17 protein-coding genes are annotated in these 18874 nt (G+C 63.1%); 7 read left to right on the top strand and 10 right to left on the bottom strand.

The features are described 5' to 3' along the window. Window positions 1–103 precede the first annotated feature (103 nt). The gene (locus tag AC2FMN_RS02225) at window positions 104–1636 is read right to left on the bottom strand and encodes an acyl-CoA carboxylase subunit beta (RefSeq protein ID WP_496678735.1); all 1533 of its coding nucleotides are present in this window, start codon (window positions 1634–1636) and stop codon (window positions 104–106) included. 172 nt (window positions 1637–1808) lie between these two features. Between AC2FMN_RS02225 and AC2FMN_RS02220 the strand changes: the two genes are divergently transcribed. Next, the gene (locus AC2FMN_RS02220) at window positions 1809–3014 is read left to right on the top strand and encodes a multidrug effflux MFS transporter (protein WP_496678733.1); all 1206 of its coding nucleotides are present in this window, start codon (window positions 1809–1811) and stop codon (window positions 3012–3014) included. A gap of 64 nt (window positions 3015–3078) precedes the next feature. Next, the gene (locus AC2FMN_RS02215) at window positions 3079–4479 is read left to right on the top strand and encodes a helix-turn-helix domain-containing protein (RefSeq protein WP_496678732.1); all 1401 of its coding nucleotides are present in this window, start codon (window positions 3079–3081) and stop codon (window positions 4477–4479) included. A 39-nt stretch (window positions 4480–4518) separates the two neighbouring features. Here the strand turns inward: AC2FMN_RS02215 and AC2FMN_RS02210 are convergent, their stop codons facing one another. The 7 genes from AC2FMN_RS02210 to AC2FMN_RS02180 form a co-directional block, all read right to left on the bottom strand. After that, window positions 4519–4764, bottom strand: a complete 246-nt coding sequence (locus tag AC2FMN_RS02210) for an HP1242/YdcH family protein (RefSeq protein WP_496678730.1) — start codon at window positions 4762–4764, stop codon at window positions 4519–4521. A gap of 101 nt (window positions 4765–4865) precedes the next feature. After that, window positions 4866–5453: a thermonuclease family protein gene (locus tag AC2FMN_RS02205; RefSeq protein WP_496685891.1), complete on the bottom strand. Its 588-nt coding sequence runs from the start codon at window positions 5451–5453 to the stop codon at window positions 4866–4868. Window positions 5454–5564: 111 nt separating this feature from the next. Next, window positions 5565–7223, bottom strand: coding sequence for a choline dehydrogenase (gene betA, locus AC2FMN_RS02200; protein WP_496685888.1), 1659 nt, complete (start codon window positions 7221–7223; stop codon window positions 5565–5567). An 86-nt stretch (window positions 7224–7309) separates the two neighbouring features. After that, window positions 7310–8818, bottom strand: coding sequence for a choline-sulfatase (gene betC, locus AC2FMN_RS02195; protein ID WP_496685885.1), 1509 nt, complete (start codon window positions 8816–8818; stop codon window positions 7310–7312). After that, the gene (betI, locus tag AC2FMN_RS02190; RefSeq protein WP_496678724.1) at window positions 8815–9387 is read right to left on the bottom strand and encodes a choline-binding transcriptional repressor BetI; all 573 of its coding nucleotides are present in this window, start codon (window positions 9385–9387) and stop codon (window positions 8815–8817) included. Before betI ends, betC begins: the two co-directional genes overlap by 4 nt. Window positions 9388–9471: 84 nt before the next feature. Further along, on the bottom strand, window positions 9472–10380 hold the full coding sequence (locus AC2FMN_RS02185) for a DMT family transporter (RefSeq protein WP_496685883.1): 909 nt from the start codon (window positions 10378–10380) through the stop codon (window positions 9472–9474). A gap of 40 nt (window positions 10381–10420) precedes the next feature. Then, window positions 10421–11020 carry a LysE/ArgO family amino acid transporter gene (locus AC2FMN_RS02180; RefSeq protein WP_496685882.1) on the bottom strand — a complete coding sequence of 200 codons (600 nt, stop codon included), beginning with the start codon at window positions 11018–11020 and terminating at the stop codon, window positions 10421–10423. A gap of 85 nt (window positions 11021–11105) precedes the next feature. Here AC2FMN_RS02180 and AC2FMN_RS02175 point away from each other — a divergent pair, with 85 nt between their 5' ends. Next, window positions 11106–11984, top strand: a complete 879-nt coding sequence (locus tag AC2FMN_RS02175) for a LysR family transcriptional regulator ArgP (protein WP_496678719.1) — start codon at window positions 11106–11108, stop codon at window positions 11982–11984. A gap of 47 nt (window positions 11985–12031) precedes the next feature. On the opposite strand, the gene AC2FMN_RS02170 is transcribed toward AC2FMN_RS02175, so the two are convergent. Continuing rightward, window positions 12032–12772: a YebC/PmpR family DNA-binding transcriptional regulator gene (locus AC2FMN_RS02170; protein WP_496678717.1), complete on the bottom strand. Its 741-nt coding sequence runs from the start codon at window positions 12770–12772 to the stop codon at window positions 12032–12034. A 110-nt stretch (window positions 12773–12882) separates the two neighbouring features. Here AC2FMN_RS02170 and AC2FMN_RS02165 point away from each other — a divergent pair, with 110 nt between their 5' ends. From AC2FMN_RS02165 to AC2FMN_RS02150, 4 genes are all read left to right on the top strand, one after another. After that, entirely contained in the window at window positions 12883–14655 is a 1773-nt protein-coding gene (locus tag AC2FMN_RS02165; protein ID WP_496685879.1) for an SLC13 family permease, read from the top strand. A 40-nt stretch (window positions 14656–14695) separates the two neighbouring features. Further along, a complete protein-coding gene (locus tag AC2FMN_RS02160; protein WP_496685877.1) occupies window positions 14696–15430 on the top strand; it encodes a glutamine amidotransferase in 735 nt (244 codons plus the stop codon). A 72-nt stretch (window positions 15431–15502) separates the two neighbouring features. Beyond that, window positions 15503–16360 (top strand): bile acid:sodium symporter family protein, encoded by an 858-nt coding sequence (locus AC2FMN_RS02155; protein WP_496678712.1) that lies wholly within the window; start codon window positions 15503–15505, stop codon window positions 16358–16360. A gap of 11 nt (window positions 16361–16371) precedes the next feature. Continuing rightward, window positions 16372–18033 carry an FAD-binding dehydrogenase gene (locus tag AC2FMN_RS02150; RefSeq protein WP_496685874.1) on the top strand — a complete coding sequence of 554 codons (1662 nt, stop codon included), beginning with the start codon at window positions 16372–16374 and terminating at the stop codon, window positions 18031–18033. A 13-nt stretch (window positions 18034–18046) separates the two neighbouring features. On the opposite strand, the gene AC2FMN_RS02145 is transcribed toward AC2FMN_RS02150, so the two are convergent. Continuing rightward, complete coding sequence (locus AC2FMN_RS02145; RefSeq protein WP_496685871.1) at window positions 18047–18784, bottom strand: YbaY family lipoprotein; 738 nt, start codon at window positions 18782–18784, stop codon at window positions 18047–18049. Window positions 18785–18874: the final 90 nt, after the last annotated feature.

Raw genomic sequence — 18874 nt, 5'->3', positions numbered from 1 at the left:
CCTGCCTGCGCGGTTCTGTTTCGGGTCGGGCGGATCATGATATGGTTTTGCGGTGTCGGTCAATCCTGAATGTCTGGCGGACAAGGGGCTTGCGCCCCGCAACCTACAACGGAATGTTGTCGTGTTTTTTCCACGGGTTTTTCAGCTGCTTGTTGCGCAGGCTGGCAAAGGCCCGTGACACCCGACGGCGGGTCGAATGCGGCATGATCACCTCGTCAATGAAGCCACGCTCGGCCGCCACGAAAGGATTGGCAAAGCGATCCTCGTAATCCTTGGTGTGCTGCGCGATCTTTTCTGGGTCGCCCAGATCGGCGCGGTGAATGATTTCGGTGGCGCCCTTGGCCCCCATCACCGCGATCTCGGCGGTGGGCCACGCATAGTTGAAGTCGCCACGCAGGTGTTTCGACGCCATCACGTCGTAGGCACCTCCATAGGCCTTGCGGGTGATCACGGTCACTTTGGGAACGGTCGCCTCGCCATAAGCAAACAGCAGCTTGGCGCCATGCTTGATGACCCCGCCATATTCCTGGCTGGTGCCGGGCAAAAAGCCCGGAACGTCGACGAAGGTCAGGATCGGGATCTCGAAACAGTCGCAGAAGCGCACGAATCGCGCGGCCTTGCGGCTGCTGTCGATGTCCAGACAGCCGGCCAGCACCATCGGCTGGTTGGCCACCACGCCCACGGTCTGCCCCTCAAGCCGGATGAAGCCGGTGATGATGTTCTTGGCGAAATCCTCCTGGATTTCGTAGAAATCGCCCTCGTCCGCCACTTTGACGATCAGTTCCTTCATGTCATAGGGCGTGTTGGGATTTTCCGGCACCAAGGTGTCCAACGACATCTCGACGCGGTCCGGCTCGTCGAAGAAGGGGCGAACCGGGGGCTTGTCGCGGTTGTTCAGCGGCAGGAAGTCCACCAGACGGCGCACCTCGGCCAGCGCCTCGACATCGTTCTCGAAAGCGCCGTCGGCCACGCTGGACTTCTTGGTGTGCGTCGACGCACCGCCCAATTCCTCGGCGGTGACGACCTCGTTGGTGACAGTTTTCACCACGTCGGGGCCGGTCACGAACATGTACGAGGTGTCCTTGACCATGAAGATGAAGTCGGTCATCGCCGGGCTGTAGACCGCGCCACCGGCGCAGGGCCCCATGATCACCGAGATCTGCGGCACTACGCCAGAGGCCATGATATTGCGCTGGAACACCTCGGCATAGCCCGCCAGCGAGGCGACACCTTCCTGGATTCGCGCTCCGCCCGAGTCGTTGATGCCGATCACCGGCGCGCCGTTCTGCATCGCCATATCCATGATCTTGCAGATCTTCTGCGCATGCGTTTCCGACAGAGACCCGCCGAACACGGTAAAGTCCTGGCTGAACACATAGACCATGCGGCCATTGATCGTACCCCAGCCGGTGACGACGCCATCTCCGGCAGGTTTTTGTTTTTCCATACCGAAATCGGTGCAGCGGTGGGTCACGAACATGTCGAATTCCTCAAAGCTGCCTTCGTCCAGCAGCAGCTCGATCCGTTCGCGTGCCGTCAGCTTGCCGCGGGCATGCTGCGCGTCGATCCGCTTCTGCCCCCCTCCCAGGCGCGCGTTCTCGCGGCGGTTTTCCAGCTCGGCCAGGATATCCTTCATCTCGATCGTCCCCTGTGAATTTTGCAGGGACAATATAGACAGCTCTGCGTCACCCAAAGCCCTTTTCGGCAAATTTGCAAACCATTGACAATGCGTGGCAACTAAATTGCAAATTGGCTAACCTCACCAGTGCGGCATGGCCTTTGCGCGACCTTCGATCTAAGAGTGAACCATGCAGTTCAGATCTACCTCCGCTGATCGTTCCCCTCCGACACTTGCGACACTGGTCCTGCTGTCCGGCCTTAGTGCGCTCAGCATGAACCTTTTCCTGCCCAGCCTGCCCTTCATGGCAGAGTATTTCCGGGCGGACTACAAGATCATGCAGTTGTCGATCGCGCTGTACCTGCTGGTCAATGCGGTGCTGCAGATCGTGATCGGACCGATCGCGGACAAGGCCGGTCGGCGGCCGGTGCTGCTGTGGGGGTTGGCGCTGTTTCTGCTGGCGACGCTTGGGTGCATCTATGCCCCGAATGTCGAGACCTTCCTGACCTTTCGCATGGCACAGGCGGTCATCGTGGTCGGCATCGTGCTCAGCCGGGCTGCAGTACGGGACATGTACGATCAGGATCAGGCCGCCTCGATGATCGGTTATGTCACCATGGGCATGGCCGTGGTCCCCATGATCGGGCCGGCCATCGGCGGCATTCTCGAAGAGAGTTTTGGCTGGAAAGCCAATTTCTGGTTGCCGTTCGGGCTAGCGGCGCTGGCGCTCGGGCTGACCTATTTGGATTTCGGGGAAACTTCGGCCAAAAGCGGAAAAACCCTGCTCCAGCAGTTCCGAGAGTATCCCGAACTGCTGATGTCGCCCCGCTTTTGGGGGTATTCGCTGTCCTCGGCATTCTCCTCGGGGGCGTTCTTTGCCTATCTGGGGGGCGCACCTTTTATCGGGTCGGAACTATTCGGCCTGACGGCAGCCCAGGTCGGCATCTATTTCGGCGCACCGGCGGTGGGCTATTTCTTCGGCAACTTCATCAGTGGGCGCTTCTCGGTCCGCTTTGGTGTCAACCGGATGGTGCGCTGGGGGTGCTGGCTGAATGCCATCGGGGTCGCCCTTTCGGCGGGCCTGTTCCTTTTGGACAAAGGCTCGGCGCTCAGCTTCTTTGGCTTCATGACCTTCGTAGGCCTCGGCAATGGCATGTCCATCCCGAACGCAACCGCCGGCGCCCTGTCGGTGCGCCCACACCTGGCGGCCACCGCCTCGGGGTTGAGCGGAGCGATCATGCTGGGCGGCGGGGCGGCACTCAGCGCGCTGGCTGGAGCCCTGCTGACGCATGAAACCGGCGCGATGCCTCTGCTTTGGCTGATGCTCGCCACCTCGGTCCTCGCCATCATCGCCATCAGTTCGGTCATCTGGCGCGAAAGGCAAATCGGCTTGTGAGAGACTTGCGAGGCGCGCTTTGCAAAGTTAGGCTGGCCAAACAGAATAATTGCAAAGGCACCCAATGGCCACTCAGAAACTCTATGCTGGCGCCAAGCTGCGCGAAATGCGCACACGCCTGACCCTGACGCAAAAGGAATTCGCCGCCAAGCTGGGCGTGTCCCTGCCCTACCTGAACCAGATGGAGAACAACAACCGGCCGATCTCGACCACCGTCGTTCTGGCGCTGGCGCAGGAATTCGGCATGGACGTGACCGAGTTGAGCACCGGCGACAGCGAGCGTCTGGTCTCGGACATGCGCGAGGCGCTGGCCGATCCGGTCTTTGCCGATGCCACGCCACCGCTGGCCGATCTGCGCCTGACGGCCTCTAACGCCCCGGCCCTGGCGCGGGCCTTCATCGAACTGCACAGAGCCTACAGGCAGACCCACGAACGGCTGGCCTCGCTGGACGAAGCACTGGGCCGCGAGGACGCGCGCATTCAGGCCAGCCCCTGGGAGGAAGTTCGCGATTTCTTCCACTATTGCGACAATTACATCGATGCGGTGGACCGCGCTGCTGAACGCTTTGCCGCCCGAGCCGACGGACCTGGCGGCATTCGGCAGGCCGCGCTGGAAAGCCTCGCAGAGCGCGGCATTCAGGTCACATTCGAGGATATCCGGGCCCTGCGCAGCTATGACGGTCAGACCAAGACCCTGCGCCTGTCATCGCGTGCGGCGCCGCAGACGCAGGTCTTTCAGTTGTTGCTTCAGGTCGCCCTGATCAGCCAGGACAAGCTGCTGGAGGCCACGTTGGATTTTGCCAAGTTCCAAAGCGGCGAGGCCCGCGCAATCGCCAAGATCGGGCTGGCGAACTACTTTGCTGGCGCATCCCTGATGCCCTATGGCGCTTTTCTGAACGCTGCCAGGGACTATCGGCACGATCTGGAATTGCTCAGCAACAGGTTCGGCGCCTCGATCGAGCAGGTGGCCCACCGTTTGTCCACGCTGCAGCGTCCGGGCGCCAAGGGCATTCCGTTCTTCTTCGTGCGGGTCGATCAGGCGGGAACGATCACCAAGCGCCACTCGGCCACGCGGCTGCAATTTGCGCGGTTCGGCGGGGCCTGCCCGCTGTGGAACGTGCACCGGGCCTTCGAGACTCCGGGCCATTTCCTGCGGCAGCTGGCCGAAACGCCGGACGGGGTGCGCTATATCTCGCTGGCGCGGGACGTGTCGAAATCAGGGGGGTCCTTCGGCGCGCCGGTGCGGCGCTATGCCATCGCGCTGGGATGCGAGGTGCGCCACGCCGAGGCGTTGGTCTATGCCGATCATCTCGACATCAACAATGCCAGCGCCTATGAGCCGATCGGCATTTCCTGCCGGATCTGCGAACGCAAGACGTGCCACCAACGGTCGGTGCCGCCGCTGGAACGGCGCCTGACAATCGACGCGAACAGCCGCGGCACTCTGCCCTACGAGGTGACATGAAAATACGAGGGGCGGGTCGGTCACCCGCCCCGCGCGGTGTCAGGCCGTGGCCTTGGACAGGATCGCCCAAATCTCGTCCTTCAGCGCGGCGCGTTTCTTGCGCAACTCGGTTTCGGCCAGTTCCTCCATCGGTTCGATATTGGTTTCGGCGCGATGCACCGCCCGGTTGACCTCATGGTATTCATCCGCCAGTCGGGCGAAATGCGCGTCCGACTGTTTGAGCTGGCTCATCAACTTGACCTTGTCGGGAAATTCTTCGGCCAGTTCATGTGGCGTATGTGACATATGTTTTCGCTCCTTGTCTTGATATTGCCATCAACGTCTAAAGCCTCTGATCAGACTCATCTTTGACGCGGATCAAGATGCGGATTGTCTGGCAGACTTTTTCACTGCCGCGCAGCGCGCCATCCGGCCGCGCGCGCTTCTGCGGGTGAGCAGAACCAGCGTTCGCCCTTTGCCAGGCTGATCCTGGTGCGCGCATAATGCCTTTGTCCGGGCATGTGATAGATTCGCACGCCCTTGGATGAAATAATGCCCTTGATGTCGCAGCCCTTGCTGGCGACCTTGCGCTTTTGCCCGCGGTACAACCAGGGCGCCTGCACCGTTCCGGCGTGCAGGCCGACCCCCGCGGCGGCGGCACGGTTTTCGTCGGCGATGTAGTCAACCGAGTATTTTCGATAGGCGAAGGCCAGACCAGCCTGCACCAACATTGCGCCGGCATCGGCGCCCTGCACCGTGCAAGACGCGACGACCCGGCCATAGAGGTCGGTATCGCGCCGCATGCAGACCGCTTGCATGTCGCCGAAATTCTGCCGGACCACATGCGTGACCCAAGCGCCGCAAGACCAGATCGCTCCGCTTGGGTCCTCGCAGGTCTGGTCGAGTTCAGGCGCGTCGATCCCGTGCAGGCGGACACGCAAGCCGCCCACGTCCCACGTATCGGCATCAATGACCTTGATACGGCCCGTCAGCATGTCAGCGGCATTCGCAGTCGCAGCAAAAAGAACAAATGCTAAACAAATTCTTAACATGGGCACGATATGCCCGGCCGGTGCCGGACATTCAACCCATGCTGCTACGAAAGGTTAACGCTGCGCGGTCTGCCAGTTCGGGTGGATCCAAGGCCGGTCATTGGCCCGGGGCAGCGGGTCTTTGCCCAGCAAATGATCCGACATCTTTTCGCCCACCATGATCGACGGCGCGTTCAGGTTGCCGTTGGTAATCTGCGGAAAGATCGAGCTGTCCGCCACGCGCAGCCCATCCACCCCGATGACGCGGCCCTGCGGGTCGACGACCGCGTTCGGGTCGTCGGCCCGCCCCATGCGACAGGTGCCGCAGGGGTGATAGGCGCTTTCGGCATGTTCGGCGATGAAGGCGTTCAGTTCTTCGTCGGTCTGCACGTCAGCGCCGGGCTGGATCTCCTTGCCCGCATAAGGCTTGAACGCGTCCTGCCCGAAAATCTCGCGGGTCAGGCGGATGCAGGTACGGAAATCCTCCCAGTCCTGCTCGGTGCTCATGTAGTTGAAGCGGATCACCGGCGCGTCCTCGGGCTTGGCCGAGCGCAGCGTCACCGCCCCGCGCGAGGGTGAGCGCATCGGCCCCACATGCGCCTGGAAGCCATGCCCCTCGGCTGCGGCCTTGCCGTCATAGCGCACGGCGATGGGCAAGAAGTGGTACTGGATATCCGGATACTCGATCCCTGGCCTCGAGCGGATGAACGCCGCGCTTTCAAATTGGTTCGACGCGCCAAGGCCGGTCTTGGTAAACAGCCATTGCGCCCCGATCAGGCCCTTGCCGAACAGGTTCCAGTACTTGTACAGCGTGATCGGCTGCAGCGAGGCCTGCTGGATATACAGTTCCAAGTGATCCTGCAGGTTCGCGCCCACGCCGGGCCGGTCGGCGACCACGTCGATGCCGTGCTCGGCAAGATGCGCAGCCGGTCCGATCCCCGACAGCATCAGAAGCTTGGGCGAGTTGATCGACGAGGCCGCCAGCACCACCTCGCGCCGGGCGCGCACGATCTGCGTGCGGCCACCACGGATCAGTTCGACCCCGGTTGCGCGGCCATCCTCGATCACCACGCGTGTGGCGAGGCCCCGTACGATATCGCAGTTCGGGCGTTTCAGCGCGGGCTTCAGATAGGCATTGGCCGCCGACCAGCGCCGCCCCTTCCAGACGGTCTGCTCCATCGGGCCGAAACCTTCCTGTTTCTCGCCGTTGTAGTCATCGGTCAGCTCGTAGCCCGCCTGCCGCCCGGCCTCGACGAAGGCATTGAACAGAGGGTTCTTGCGCGGCCCCCGTGACACATGAAGCGGGCCGTCGCTGCCGCGCCATTTCGGGTCACCGCCGTGACCGCCGTCGTGCCAGCTCTCCATCCGTTTGAAATAAGGCAGAACATCCGCAAAGGACCAGCCATCTGCGCCCATATCGGCCCAGGTATCAAAGTCGCGCGCATGGCCGCGCACATAGACCATCCCGTTGATCGAGGACGACCCTCCGATCACCTTGCCGCGCGGGCAGGCCAGCCGCCGGTTGTTCAGGTAGGGTTCGGGCTCGGACTGATAGCCCCAGTCATAGATCGACATGTTCATCGGATAGCTGAGCGCAGCCGGCATCTGAATGAACGGCCCGGCATCGGTGCCGCCATGCTCGATCACCAATACCGAGGCCCCCGCCTCGCTCAGACGATAGGCCATCGCACATCCGGCGGATCCGGCGCCGACGATGACGAAATCTGCTTCCATGGTCGTGTCTCCATTGGCCCCGACCGGTGGCGCGGGATGTCCCGTGCGTTGCCACCAGTGGGTTTTTCTTCAAATCTTGAAAGAGGTCATTCGCCGCGCGGAAAGCGTTGGCTTTCCTCGAGGTTGTCCAGATTCATGTGGTTGCGCATGTAGCGTTCCGACGCTTTCTGCAGCGGTTGATAATCCCACGGGTAATAGCCGCCCTGCCGCAGCGCCTCGTACACGACCCAGCGCCGCGCCTGGCTGGCGCGCACGTCGGCGTCGAACCGGTCCAGATCCCAGCGCGCCTCTGACTTGGCCCGCAAGGTTTGCAACGTGCCGGCGTGTTCGGGCTTGCCGGCCAGGTTTTCCAACTCGTGCGGGTCGGCCTCGAGGTCGAAGAGCTGTTCGGGGTCCAGCGCGCAGCGGTTGTATTTCCACTTGCCAGAGCGCATCGACACCAAGGGTGCATAGGACGCCTCGGCGGCGTATTCCATCAGCACCGGCGCCGTCCGCTCGGTGCCATTGGCCAGCGGCACCAGGCTTTCGCCATCCGTCCACGGAGCGATCTCCGCCATGTCCACACCCGCCAGTTCGCCCAGCGTCGGGGCCACGTCGATCGTCGAAACCGGGGCGTCGATGCGGCCGGCCGGCAGGCCCGGCGCCGAGATCATCAGCGGCACCCGGGCCGAGCCTTCGTAGAAGTTCATCTTGAACCACAGGCCCCGCTCGCCCAGCATGTCGCCGTGGTCGGAGACGAAGAGGATGATCGCCTCTTGCCGGGTGGTTTCCAGCACATCGAGGATCTCTCCGATCTTGTCGTCCAGATAGGTGATGTTGGCGAAATAGGCGCGGCGCGAGCGGCGGATATCCTCTTCGCTGATGTCGAAACTGCGCCAGTCATTGGCGTCGAATATGCGCTTGGCGTGCGGGTCTTGGTTGTCGTAGCCCAGATCCGGGACCTGCGGCAGCAGGTGCTCGCAATCCTCGTACAGGTCCCAGTACTTTCGCCGCGCAACATAGGGGTCATGCGGATGCGTGAAGCTGACGGTCACGCACCATGGACGGTCATCCTTGCCACGGGCCAAATCATACAGCTTGGCCTTGGCGTGATATGCGACCTCGTCGTCATACTCCATCTGGTTGGTGATCTCGGCCACGCCGGCCCCGGTGACCGAGCCCATGTTGTGGTACCACCAGTCGATGCGCTCGCCCGGTTTGCGGTAATCCGGGGTCCATCCGAAATCGGCCGGATAGATGTCGGTGGTCAGGCGGTCCTCGAACCCGTGCAGTTGGTCGGGGCCAACGAAATGCATCTTGCCCGACAGGCAGGTGTAGTATCCCGCGCGGCGCAAGTGATGGGCATAGGTGGGAATGTCGCTGCGGAACTCGGCCGCGTTGTCATAGACCCCGGTGCGCGAGGGCAACTGGCCGGACATGAAGCTGGCCCGCCCCGGCGCGCACAGCGGCGAGGCCGTGTAAGCGTTGGCAAACCGCGTTGATCGGTCCGCCAGTTTTTTGAGGTTGGGCGCGTGCAGCCACTCGGCGGGACCGTCGGGAAAGAGGGTTCCGTTGAGCTGATCCACCATCAGGATCAGAATGTTGGGTTGTGTCATTTTTCGGCCTCGAGCAAGGTCGTCAGGACGCGCATGGCGTGGGAAACGGCCAGTTGCGGTTCCTCGGGCGCGGAAAGAGCGGCGCGGATGTACAGACCGTCGATCAGGGCGATCATGTTCTCGGCCGCCTCGACCGGGTCCCTCATCAACGGGCGCAAAGCATGGATCAGGTTCGACCGGATCCGTGCCTGATAGATCTGCCACAGGCGCAGCGCGTCATCGTTGGTTTGAGCCAGAACGTAAAAGGTCATCCACGCGGCGATCACGTCGGGGGTAAAGCAGGACGGCGCAAAACAGGCGCGGATAATGGCCTGGGCGCGTTGGTCCGGCGGGGCGGATTTCAGCTCCGACCGGGCCTCGGCGCCGAAATCACCCAGGATGCGGCGCATGGCGGCCAGGAATATCTGGTCTTTTCCGCCGAAATAGTGATGCGCCAACGCACTGGACATGCCGGCCCGCTTGGCAATCTGGCTGACGGTCACATCCAGCGATTTCTTCGCGCCCAACTCGGCGATCGTCGCCCTGACGATCGCATCGCGCCGGATCGGCTCCATTCCAAGCTTCGGCATACGCGCCCCCAACATGACCCATGTCGGAAAAACGCTAAGATCTTTTTATTGACTCGTCAATCAATAACGGGAAGGCGACCACCGTCAAAGCTTGGGCGCAAGGCTGGGCGGCGTCAAGCCGCTGCGGTTCAGCACGGCCTCGCGCCAAGTGATAAAACTGACCGCCCCCAGGATCAAGGTGCCGCCAGCGACCACCCAGATATCCACACCTTCGTGAAAGACCAGCGCGCCCAGCAGGGTGGCCCAGATCAACTGCAGGAAGGTGACCGGCTGAGTTACGGCGACGGGTGCGGCCTGCAGGGCCAGTGTCATGAAGTAATGCCCGGCCGTGGCAAAGCTGGCGATCAGGAACAGCACGCCGATGTCACGAAGGCTGGGCGGCGTCCAGACTGCGATCGCAAAAGGGATCAGGAAGATCGTCGTCCAGATCGACAGATGTGCCACCACGACCGAGGGCCGCACATCCCGCACCATCGCCTTGGCCAGCAGGTATGACCCCCCTAGCATCAGCGAGGTGCCCAGCATGGCCAGGTGGCCTGCGGAAATCTCGCGAAATCCCGGCCGCAGGATGATCGCGGCCCCGATGATGGCCACCAGCACGGCGGCGATGCGGCGAAAGGCCATGGTTTCGCCCAGAAAAAGCGCGGCACCCAGCGTCACATAGACCGGGGTAAGATAGTTCATGGCCGTCACCTCGGCCAGCGGGATGCGGGTCATGGCAAAGAACCACAGCATCACGCCCACCGCATGGATGGCGCCTCGGACCGAAAACAGCGTCAGGTTGCGGCGGTTCAGTCGGGTCGTCAGGATGGCCCGCGCGGCCGGCAGCAGGAACACGAGACCCAACGCATAGCGCAGGAAGGCGGCCTGGATCGGGTCCATCGTGGTGCCCAGCGATTTGACCAGGGCGGTCATCCCGACAAAGGACAGGCCGGCAGTGAACATCCAGAACATGCCGGCCAGGGGCCGGGATTGGGCGGCGAGAGCTGTCATGGATTTGGTTGAACACCGAAAGCCGCTGGGGAACAAGCCCTTACATCGCCACCAGTTTCCACGCGATGGCCAGCATCACCAACCCAATCAGCAGGTCCAGGACCTGCCACGCCCGCGGGCGGGCGAAAATTGGCGAAAGCACCCGCGCCCCGTATCCCAACGAAAAGAAAAACACGAAGCTGGCCGACATCGCCCCCACCGCGAACCCCAGCCGGTCGGGATATTGTGCCGAAATCGACCCGATCAGCACCACCGTATCCAGATAGACATGCGGGTTCAGCCAGGTGAAGGCCAAAACCGTCAGCAGTGCCGCCCGCAGGCTGGTGCGCTGTCCCTCGGCCAGTTCCAGTGCCGCTCCGCCACGCCAGGCCGAAGCCAAGCTGCGCAGCCCGTACCACGTCAGAAACAGCGCACCGCCATAACGCATCATGGGCTCGAACCAGGGTGCGGCCTGCGCAAGGCTGCCAAAGCCCGCAACACCGGCGGCGATCAGGATCGCATCCGAGATGGCACAGGTCAGGCACAGGGCAAAGACGTGTTCGCGCCGCAGCCCCTGGCGCAGCACGAACGCGTTCTGCGCGCCGATGGCCAGGATCAGGCTGAAGCCCAGCGCAAAGCCCGAAAACATGGATGCCGTCATGGAACCTCCTGTGTCGCAGGTGTTGACTACAGCCCGAGTGGCCTTTTATCAAATTAAAGATGCTAATTTTAAATTAGAACTTCTAATGGAAATCGACCGGAATCACCTGGCGGCGCTTGCGGCCATTCTGCGGCGGGGCAGCTTCGAGGCCGCGGCCGATGAACTGGGGGTCACCCCTTCGGCGATCTCGCAACGGATCAAGGCGCTGGAAGATCGGATCGGGTTGTCCCTGATCCGACGCGGAACTCCTTGCACGGGCACCGAGGCCGGGCAAAGACTGGCCAGACATGCCGAGGATATCGGTCTGCTCGAAGCGCAACTGCGGCGTGAGTTGGCCCTGGATGCAGGGCACGGCCCGGCCCGGGTCCGCATCGCCGTCCCGGCCGACAGCCTGTCGGCCTTTTTCATCGAGGCCATGGCGGCGGTGGACGGAATGCTGTTTGATTTGGAGATCGACGACCAGGACCACTCGGCCGAATGGCTGCGGCGCGGCGAGGTCAGCGCGGCTATCACGGTGGGCGGCCAGACGGTGCCCGGCTGCGCGGCAACGCCGTTGGGAGCGCTCCGGTACCTGCCCACGGCCAGCCCGGCCTTCATCGCGCGCTGGTTCGCAGACGGTGTGACGCCGCACAGCCTCTCTCGCGCGCCTTGCCTGACCTTCAACCACAAGGACATGCTGCAAAAGGCATGGATCGAGACCCGGACCGGCAAGCGCCTGTCGCCACCGACCCATTTTCTGCCTTCGTCGAGCGGCTTTGTTACGGCGGCTGCCGCCGGTCTGGGTTGGGGAATGAACCCGGAACCTCTGGTACGGTCCGCCATTGCCGACGGCCGCCTGTGCGAGATCGAGCCGGACGCCCCGCTGGACGTGCCGCTGACCTGGCAGGTCGGGCGTATTCTGGCACCGGCGCTGACCCCGCTGACCCGCGCCGTGCAACAGGCTGCAAAGCAGGTTCTGAACTGAAAACCCGGCCCAAGGGCCGGGTTTTCTGGCAACGTGATGCGGTGGCGTCAGAGCTGCGCCATCACCTCGTCAGAGGCTTCGAAATTGGTGGTGACGCGCTGCACGTCATCATCGTCTTCCAGCGCCTCGACCAGCTTCATCAGGCGCTGCATGTCCTCCAGCCCCAGCTCGGTCGTGGTGGTCGGCTTCCAGACCAACTTCGTCGATTCCGATTCACCCAACGTCGCTTCAAGTGCATTGGCGACTTCGTTCAGGTCGGTGTCGGCGCACCAGATGATGTGGCCGTCTTCCGAGCTTTCGACATCTTCTGCGCCGGCCTCGATGGCGGCCTCGAAAATGGTGTCGGCATCGCCCGCGGACGCCGGATAAACCACCTCGCCTTTGCGCTCGAACATGAAGCCGACCGAGCCGGTCTCGCCCAGGTTGCCGCCGTTCTTGGCGAAGGTCGAGCGCACGTTCGATGCGGTTCGGTTTTTGTTGTCGGTCATGGTTTCGACGATGACCGCGACACCGTTGGGGCCGTAGCCCTCATAGCGGATTTCCTCATAGGCCTCGGCATCGCCACCGGTGGCCTTCTTGATCGCGCGTTCGATGTTGTCCTTGGGCATCGACTGCGATTTCGCTTCTTTCACGGCCAGACGCAGACGCGGGTTCTTTTCCGGATCGGGATCGCCCATCTTGGCGGCCACGGTTATCTCTTTCGACAGCTTGGAAAACAGCTTGGACCGCGCGGCGTCCTGGCGCCCCTTGCGGTGCTGGATGTTGGCCCATTTGGAATGGCCTGCCATGTTGCGTCCTCGTAATCGTGATTGGGTATTCGGCGCACATATAGACGTTTGCGGGGCAAAGGATCAAGACACCCACTTGCCCGTCGGTCCGGCGCCGCTATGGTGGCCGAATGGCAACGGATCAGATCATTCTCTTTGCACTGTTCATTACCGTATTCGGTCTGCTGTTGTGGGGCCGGTTCCGCTATGACCTCGTGGCCTTCGCCGCCTTGATGGTCGGCGTGATCCTGGGCGTTGTACCGGTTGAAGGCGCCTTTGCCGGCTTCGGCCATCCGGCCACGATCATCGTGGCGCTGGTGCTTGTGGTCTCGGCCGGGCTGGTGCGGTCGGGGGCGGTGTTCCTGATCACCCGCACGCTGGTCGATGCCTCGCGGAGCCTGGGTGCGCATATCGCTCTGATGGGCGGGATCGGAGCCGTTCTGTCCGCCTTCATGAACAACGTGGCGGCGCTTGCTCTGTTGATGCCTGTCGATATTCAGACCGCGCGCAAAGCCGGGCGCCCCGTTGGTCTGTCGCTGATGCCGCTGAGCTTTGCCACCATTCTGGGCGGCATGGCCACATTGATCGGCACACCGCCCAACATCATCATCGCGTCAATCCGGCAGGAGACCCTGGGCGAGCCGTTCCAGATGTTTGATTTCGCCCCTGTTGGCGGGCTGGCGGCCATCGCAGGTCTGGCCTTCGTCGCCCTGATCGGCTGGCGGCTGATCCCAAACCGCGGCGAACAGACCGAGAGTTCGGAGACGCTGGCGGAGTACATCGCTGAACTGACGGTCCCGGCCGGGTCGCCTCATATCGGCAAGCGCGTCGCCGAGTTGGACGAGATGGCCGAGAAATCCGACGTCGCCATCATCGGCCTGATCCGGGACGGCAAACGCCGCTATGGCCGCGCGGCAAACGCGATCCTTCAGGAAGGCGACGCGCTGGTGCTGGAAGCCAGCCCCGAGGCGCTGGATGAATTCCGCGCCGCGCTGAACCTGGATTTCTCGGATGCCCGCCGGCAAGAGCTGCTAACGGCTGCCGGCGACGGGTTGGAAGTGATCGAAGTCGTCGTACCCGAAAGCGCCCGCATCGCGGGTCGTACCGCACAGGGGTTGGGGCTGGCCTGGCGGCAGAACACGATCCTGATGGGCATTTCCCGCCAAGGTCGGCGCATCACCGAACAGGTCCGCAAGACCGAGGTGCAGCCGGGCGACATTCTGCTGCTGCTGTGCCCGCGCGACCGAGGCGCGGACGTGACCGAGTGGCTGGGCTGCCTGCCTCTGGCCCAACGCGGCCTGAACGTAACCGCCAATGACAAGGCATGGCTGGCCATCGGCCTGTTCGCCGCTGCCGTTCTGGCCGCCAGCATCGGGCTGATCTACCTGCCCATCGCGCTGGGGCTTGTGGTGATCGCCTATGTGCTGACCAAGATCATCCCGATCTCCGAGATCTACAATCAGATCGAGTGGCCGGTCGTGGTTCTGCTGGGCTCGATGATCCCGCTGGGCAGCGCGCTGGAAAGCTCGGGCGGGACGGAACTGATCGCGAATGCGCTGGTTCAACTGACCGACGGCCTGCCGGCTTGGGCTATTCTGACGGTTTTGATGGTCGTGACCATGACGCTGTCGGACGTGCTGAACAACACCGCAACCGCCATCGTGGCCGCGCCGGTGGGCATCCAGATGGCGCGCACGCTCGAGGTTTCGCCCGATCCCTTCCTGATGACGGTGGCGGTGGCCGCCTCGGCGGCATTCCTCACACCGATCGGACACAAGAACAACACTCTGGTCCTGGGGCCCGGCGGCTATCACTTTGGCGACTATTGGCGCATGGGCCTGCCCCTGGAAATTCTGATCGTGGCGGTTTCGGTCCCGGCGATCCTTGTGTTCTGGCCGCTGTGAGGGCTTGCGTGACCGCCGGACCGCGCGCTAAGGGCAGCGCATGAAATGCTTTCTGATCCTGCAGCTGCGCCCCGAAACCGATGCCTCGGACGCCGAATATGTTTCGATCCTGAACCGGTCCGGGCTGACGCCCGAGCGCACCCACCGCATCCGTCTGGATTGCGAGGCCTTGCCCGAGGCGCTGGACGTCACCGACTATGCTGGTGTGATCGTTGGTGGCGGACCGGGCTGCGTCAGCGACGACCCGGCCAGCAAATCGCAAATGGATGCCCGGATCGAGGGCGCGATCATGGGACTGATGCCGCAGATCACGGCGCGCGATCATCCGTTCATGGGCTGTTGCTATGGCCTGGGCATTCTGGCCGCGCATCTGGGCGCACCGGTCAGCAAGGACCGTTATGGCGAGCCGGTCGGCCCGTCGCGCTGCCACCTGACCGAAGATGGCGCCCGCGACCCGCTGACCGCCGGTCTAGAGCCCGACTTTGATGCCTTCGTCGGCCACAAAGAGGCGGTGCAGGCCCTGCCAGAGGGCTGCGTGCACCTGGTTGCGTCGGATCCCTGCCCGTTCCAGATGATCCGCTGGGGCCAGAATGTCTATGCCACACAGTTTCACCCCGAAGCCGACGCCAAAGACTTTGAACAGCGCATCCACATCTACAAGGATCACGGCTATTTCCGCCCCGAGGACGCCCAACTGCTGATCGACCGCTGCCATGCCGCCGAGGTCACGCAGCCCGGCGAAATCCTGCGCCGTTTCGCCCAGCGCTACGGGTGACCCAACGGCGCGGTTGCCTGACCGGGGACCGCACGCTTAGGTTGGTCCGAAACGACTTTGGGAGGGGTTGTTTTGGATCTTCTTATCAACGTGGGCCTGCCGGTTTCGCTGGCCATCATCATGCTGTCTCTGGGCATCGGGCTTGAGGCGGCAGATTTCCGGCGCGTGATCAACCGGCGCTATCCATTTGCGATCGGCGCGGTCTGCCAGATCGTTCTGCTGCCGGTCGCGGCCTTCGTCACGGTCAAGATGTTCGCGCTGCCGCCGGCAATTGCGGTCGGGTTCATGCTGCTCAGCTTTTGCCCGGGCGGCGTCACCAGTAACATCCTGTCGAAACTGGCGAAGGCCGATGTGGCGCTGTCGGTCAGCCTGACGGCGGTGATCAGCCTGCTGTCGATCGTCACGGTGCCGGTTCTGGCGGCCTGGTCGATCGACCACTTCATGGGCGAGGACGCACCTGAAGTGTCGATCAGCGGTCTGGCGCTGGCGATGTTCCTGATCACTACACTGCCCGTCGCCATCGGCGTTGGCCTGCGCCATTTTGCAACCGGTTTTGCCAACCGGATCGACGGCCCCCTTTCGAAACTGGCCACCATCCTGTTCGTGCTGATCGTGATTGCTGCGCTGGCTGGAAACTGGCAGCTTTTCGTCGACAATCTGGGCATCATGGGCGCCGGGTTGATCTCGCTGAACCTCGCGCTGCTGCTGATCGGATTGGGGCTGGCGCGGGCGGCGAAACTGTCGTGGAATGAGGCCAAGACCATCTCGATCGAAACCGGCATCCAGAACTCGACCCTGGGCATTACGCTGGCGGCTCTGATCACCGGAACCGAAAGCGGCTTCAGCCCGCTGGCCCTGCCCTCGGCCGTCTATGGGATCACCATGTACGCCGTCGCGATCCCGTTCATCGCCTGGTACCGCCACCGCTGAAAGGACAGAGCATGACCGAAAACACTGCTGATGCGATCGTGGTGGGCGGCGGGTTGGCCGGGCTGGCCGCGGCGGCCGAACTGGGTGACCGCGGCAAAAAGGTGATCGTGCTGGACCAGGAACCCGAGCATTTCCTGGGCGGTCAGGCTTTCTGGAGCCTGGGCGGTCTGTTCATGGTCGACACCCCCGAGCAGCGCCGCATGGGAATCCGCGACAGCCGCGACCTGGCCCTGCGCGACTGGATGGGCAGCGCCCAGTTCGACCGGGACCAGGACGCCTGGCCCCGCAAATGGGCCGAGGCTTATGTCGAATTCGCCGCCGGCGAAATGCGCCCTTGGCTGCACCAGATGGGCCTGCGCTGGTTTCCTGTGGTCGGCTGGGCGGAACGCGGCGGGTCCTATGCCGATGGTCACGGCAACTCGGTCCCACGGTTCCACATCACCTGGGGCACCGGCCCGGGCGTGCTGGAGCATTTCATCCGCCGGGTCCGCGACCATGTCAGCGCCGGCCTGGTCCAGTTGAAGTTCCGTCATCAGGTCAGCCACATCATCATGCAGAACGGCGAGGCCAAGGGCGTCTCGGGCGAGGTTCTGGCCGATGACACCGCCCCGCGCGGCGCCAGGACCAATCGCGACGAGATTGGCGAGTTTGAAGTCTACGCCCCGTCGGTCATCGTCACCTCCGGCGGGATCGGCGGCAATTTCGAGATGGTGCGCCAGAATTGGCCCCGCGACCGTCTGGGCGAACCGCCCCAGGACATGGTGGCGGGTGTGCCTTTCCACGTAGACGGTCGAATGATCGCCATCAGCGAAAAGGCCGGCGGGCACGTCATCAACGGCGACCGCATGTGGCATTACACCGAAGGCGTGCGCAACTGGGACCCGATCTGGCCCGAGCATGGCATCCGCATCCTGCCCGGCCCCAGTTCCATGTGGTTCGATGCGCGCGGCAACCGGCTGCGGCCCCCCTGCCTGCCCGGGTTCGATACCCTGGGCACTCTGCGCGAAATTCTGAAGACCGGCTATGAATACAGCTGGTTCGTCCTGACCCAGAAGGTCATCAAAAAGGAATTTGCCCTGTCCGGGTCTGAACAGAACCCCGATTTCACCTCGGGCAGTTGGAAGGAGGTCATCCGCCAGCGCGTCCTGTCGGGGTCGAAGGCCACCGGGCCGGTCGAAGCGTTCAAGGAAAAGGGCGAGGATTTCGTCGTTGCCAACACGCTGACCGAGCTGGTGAACGGGATGAACCATCTGGGCGGTGGCCTGATCGACGAGGCGCATCTGCGCGCCCAGATCGAAGCCCGCGACTCACAGGTGGACAATCCGTTCTCGAAAGATGCTCAGATGATGGCGATCCTGGCGGCGCGGAACTATCGCGGTGACAAGCTGATCCGCACCGCCAAACCGCACAAGTTCCTTGATCCGAAAAACGGCCCGCTGATCGCGGTCAAGCTGCATGTGCTGACCCGCAAGACGCTGGGCGGTTTGCAGACCAATCTGGACAGTCAGATGATCGGTGCGGGCGGCAAGGTGGTGCCCGGCCTGTTCGCGGCCGGAGAGGTCGCAGGCTTCGGAGGCGGCGGCTACCACGGGTACAACGCGCTGGAGGGCACGTTCCTGGGCGGCTGCATCTTCTCGGGGCGCAACGCGGGACGGTCGCGGGCCGTCGCCTGACGGCCCTTGGGCACTATTGGTCGCGGCGGAACTGCAGAACCGGCTCGCCTGTCGCATCAAGCAGAACCAGCGTGTCCCCGCGCTGAACAAAGCTTGCGACCTTTGGCAGGGCGGCAAGGAACTCCCGCTCAACCTCGTCCAGCGGCGGCGGGCAGGCCATCAGAGTTGCGGCCATGTTGTCGGGGAAGGAAATCGACTCGCCCGATATCTCGGCCTGTCCGCTGAACCGGTTGCAGCCGCCCGTTCCCCCAAAGGCTCCGCCCTCGGTAAAGGTAATGTGCGGGCGTTTCTCGGTGTCCAGCGCAACGCCGTTCACCTCGGTTGCGATCCACTGCGTGTTCTCAAGCATCGCCGCGCCCCGTTCCTGAACCTTGACCATAACCAGATCGACCGAGTTTCCGGCATCATTGGTCAGAACCGGGTAAGCGGTATCGGTGGTGAACAGCAGCTTGCCGTCCTGATGCACCGAGGCCCGCACCACATAGCGATGTCGGTCTTGAATCAACGCGTCGTCATAAGTCAACTCGAACTGCGCAGGCACGCCCGTCAACGCATAGCGTTGCGCGGCAAGAGTAACGGCGGGCGCATCGGCCCGCGACACATCCTGCAGCTCGACGAACAGGGTCGCCCCCGGCGGAACGGCGATCCGTTCGCGGTAGGTGGCGGTTCCCTCGACGGTCCCGGCCTGGGCAGCGCTCAGAACGACAGCCCACAACGCAGCGCCCGCCAGAAGGGTATGTGCGATTTTCATTCTTCGATCCCCTCGTCGCCGGTTTCCTGTCTAGAAGATCGTGGCGCCGCAGCCGTTTGCAAGCCTAGCTGTCCAGAAACGGCGAAATAA

Source organism: Ruegeria sp. BHSC037, assembly GCF_059613045.1.
The sequence above is the reverse complement of the archived record's forward strand: the minus strand, read 5'-3'. Positions and strand labels throughout refer to the sequence as shown.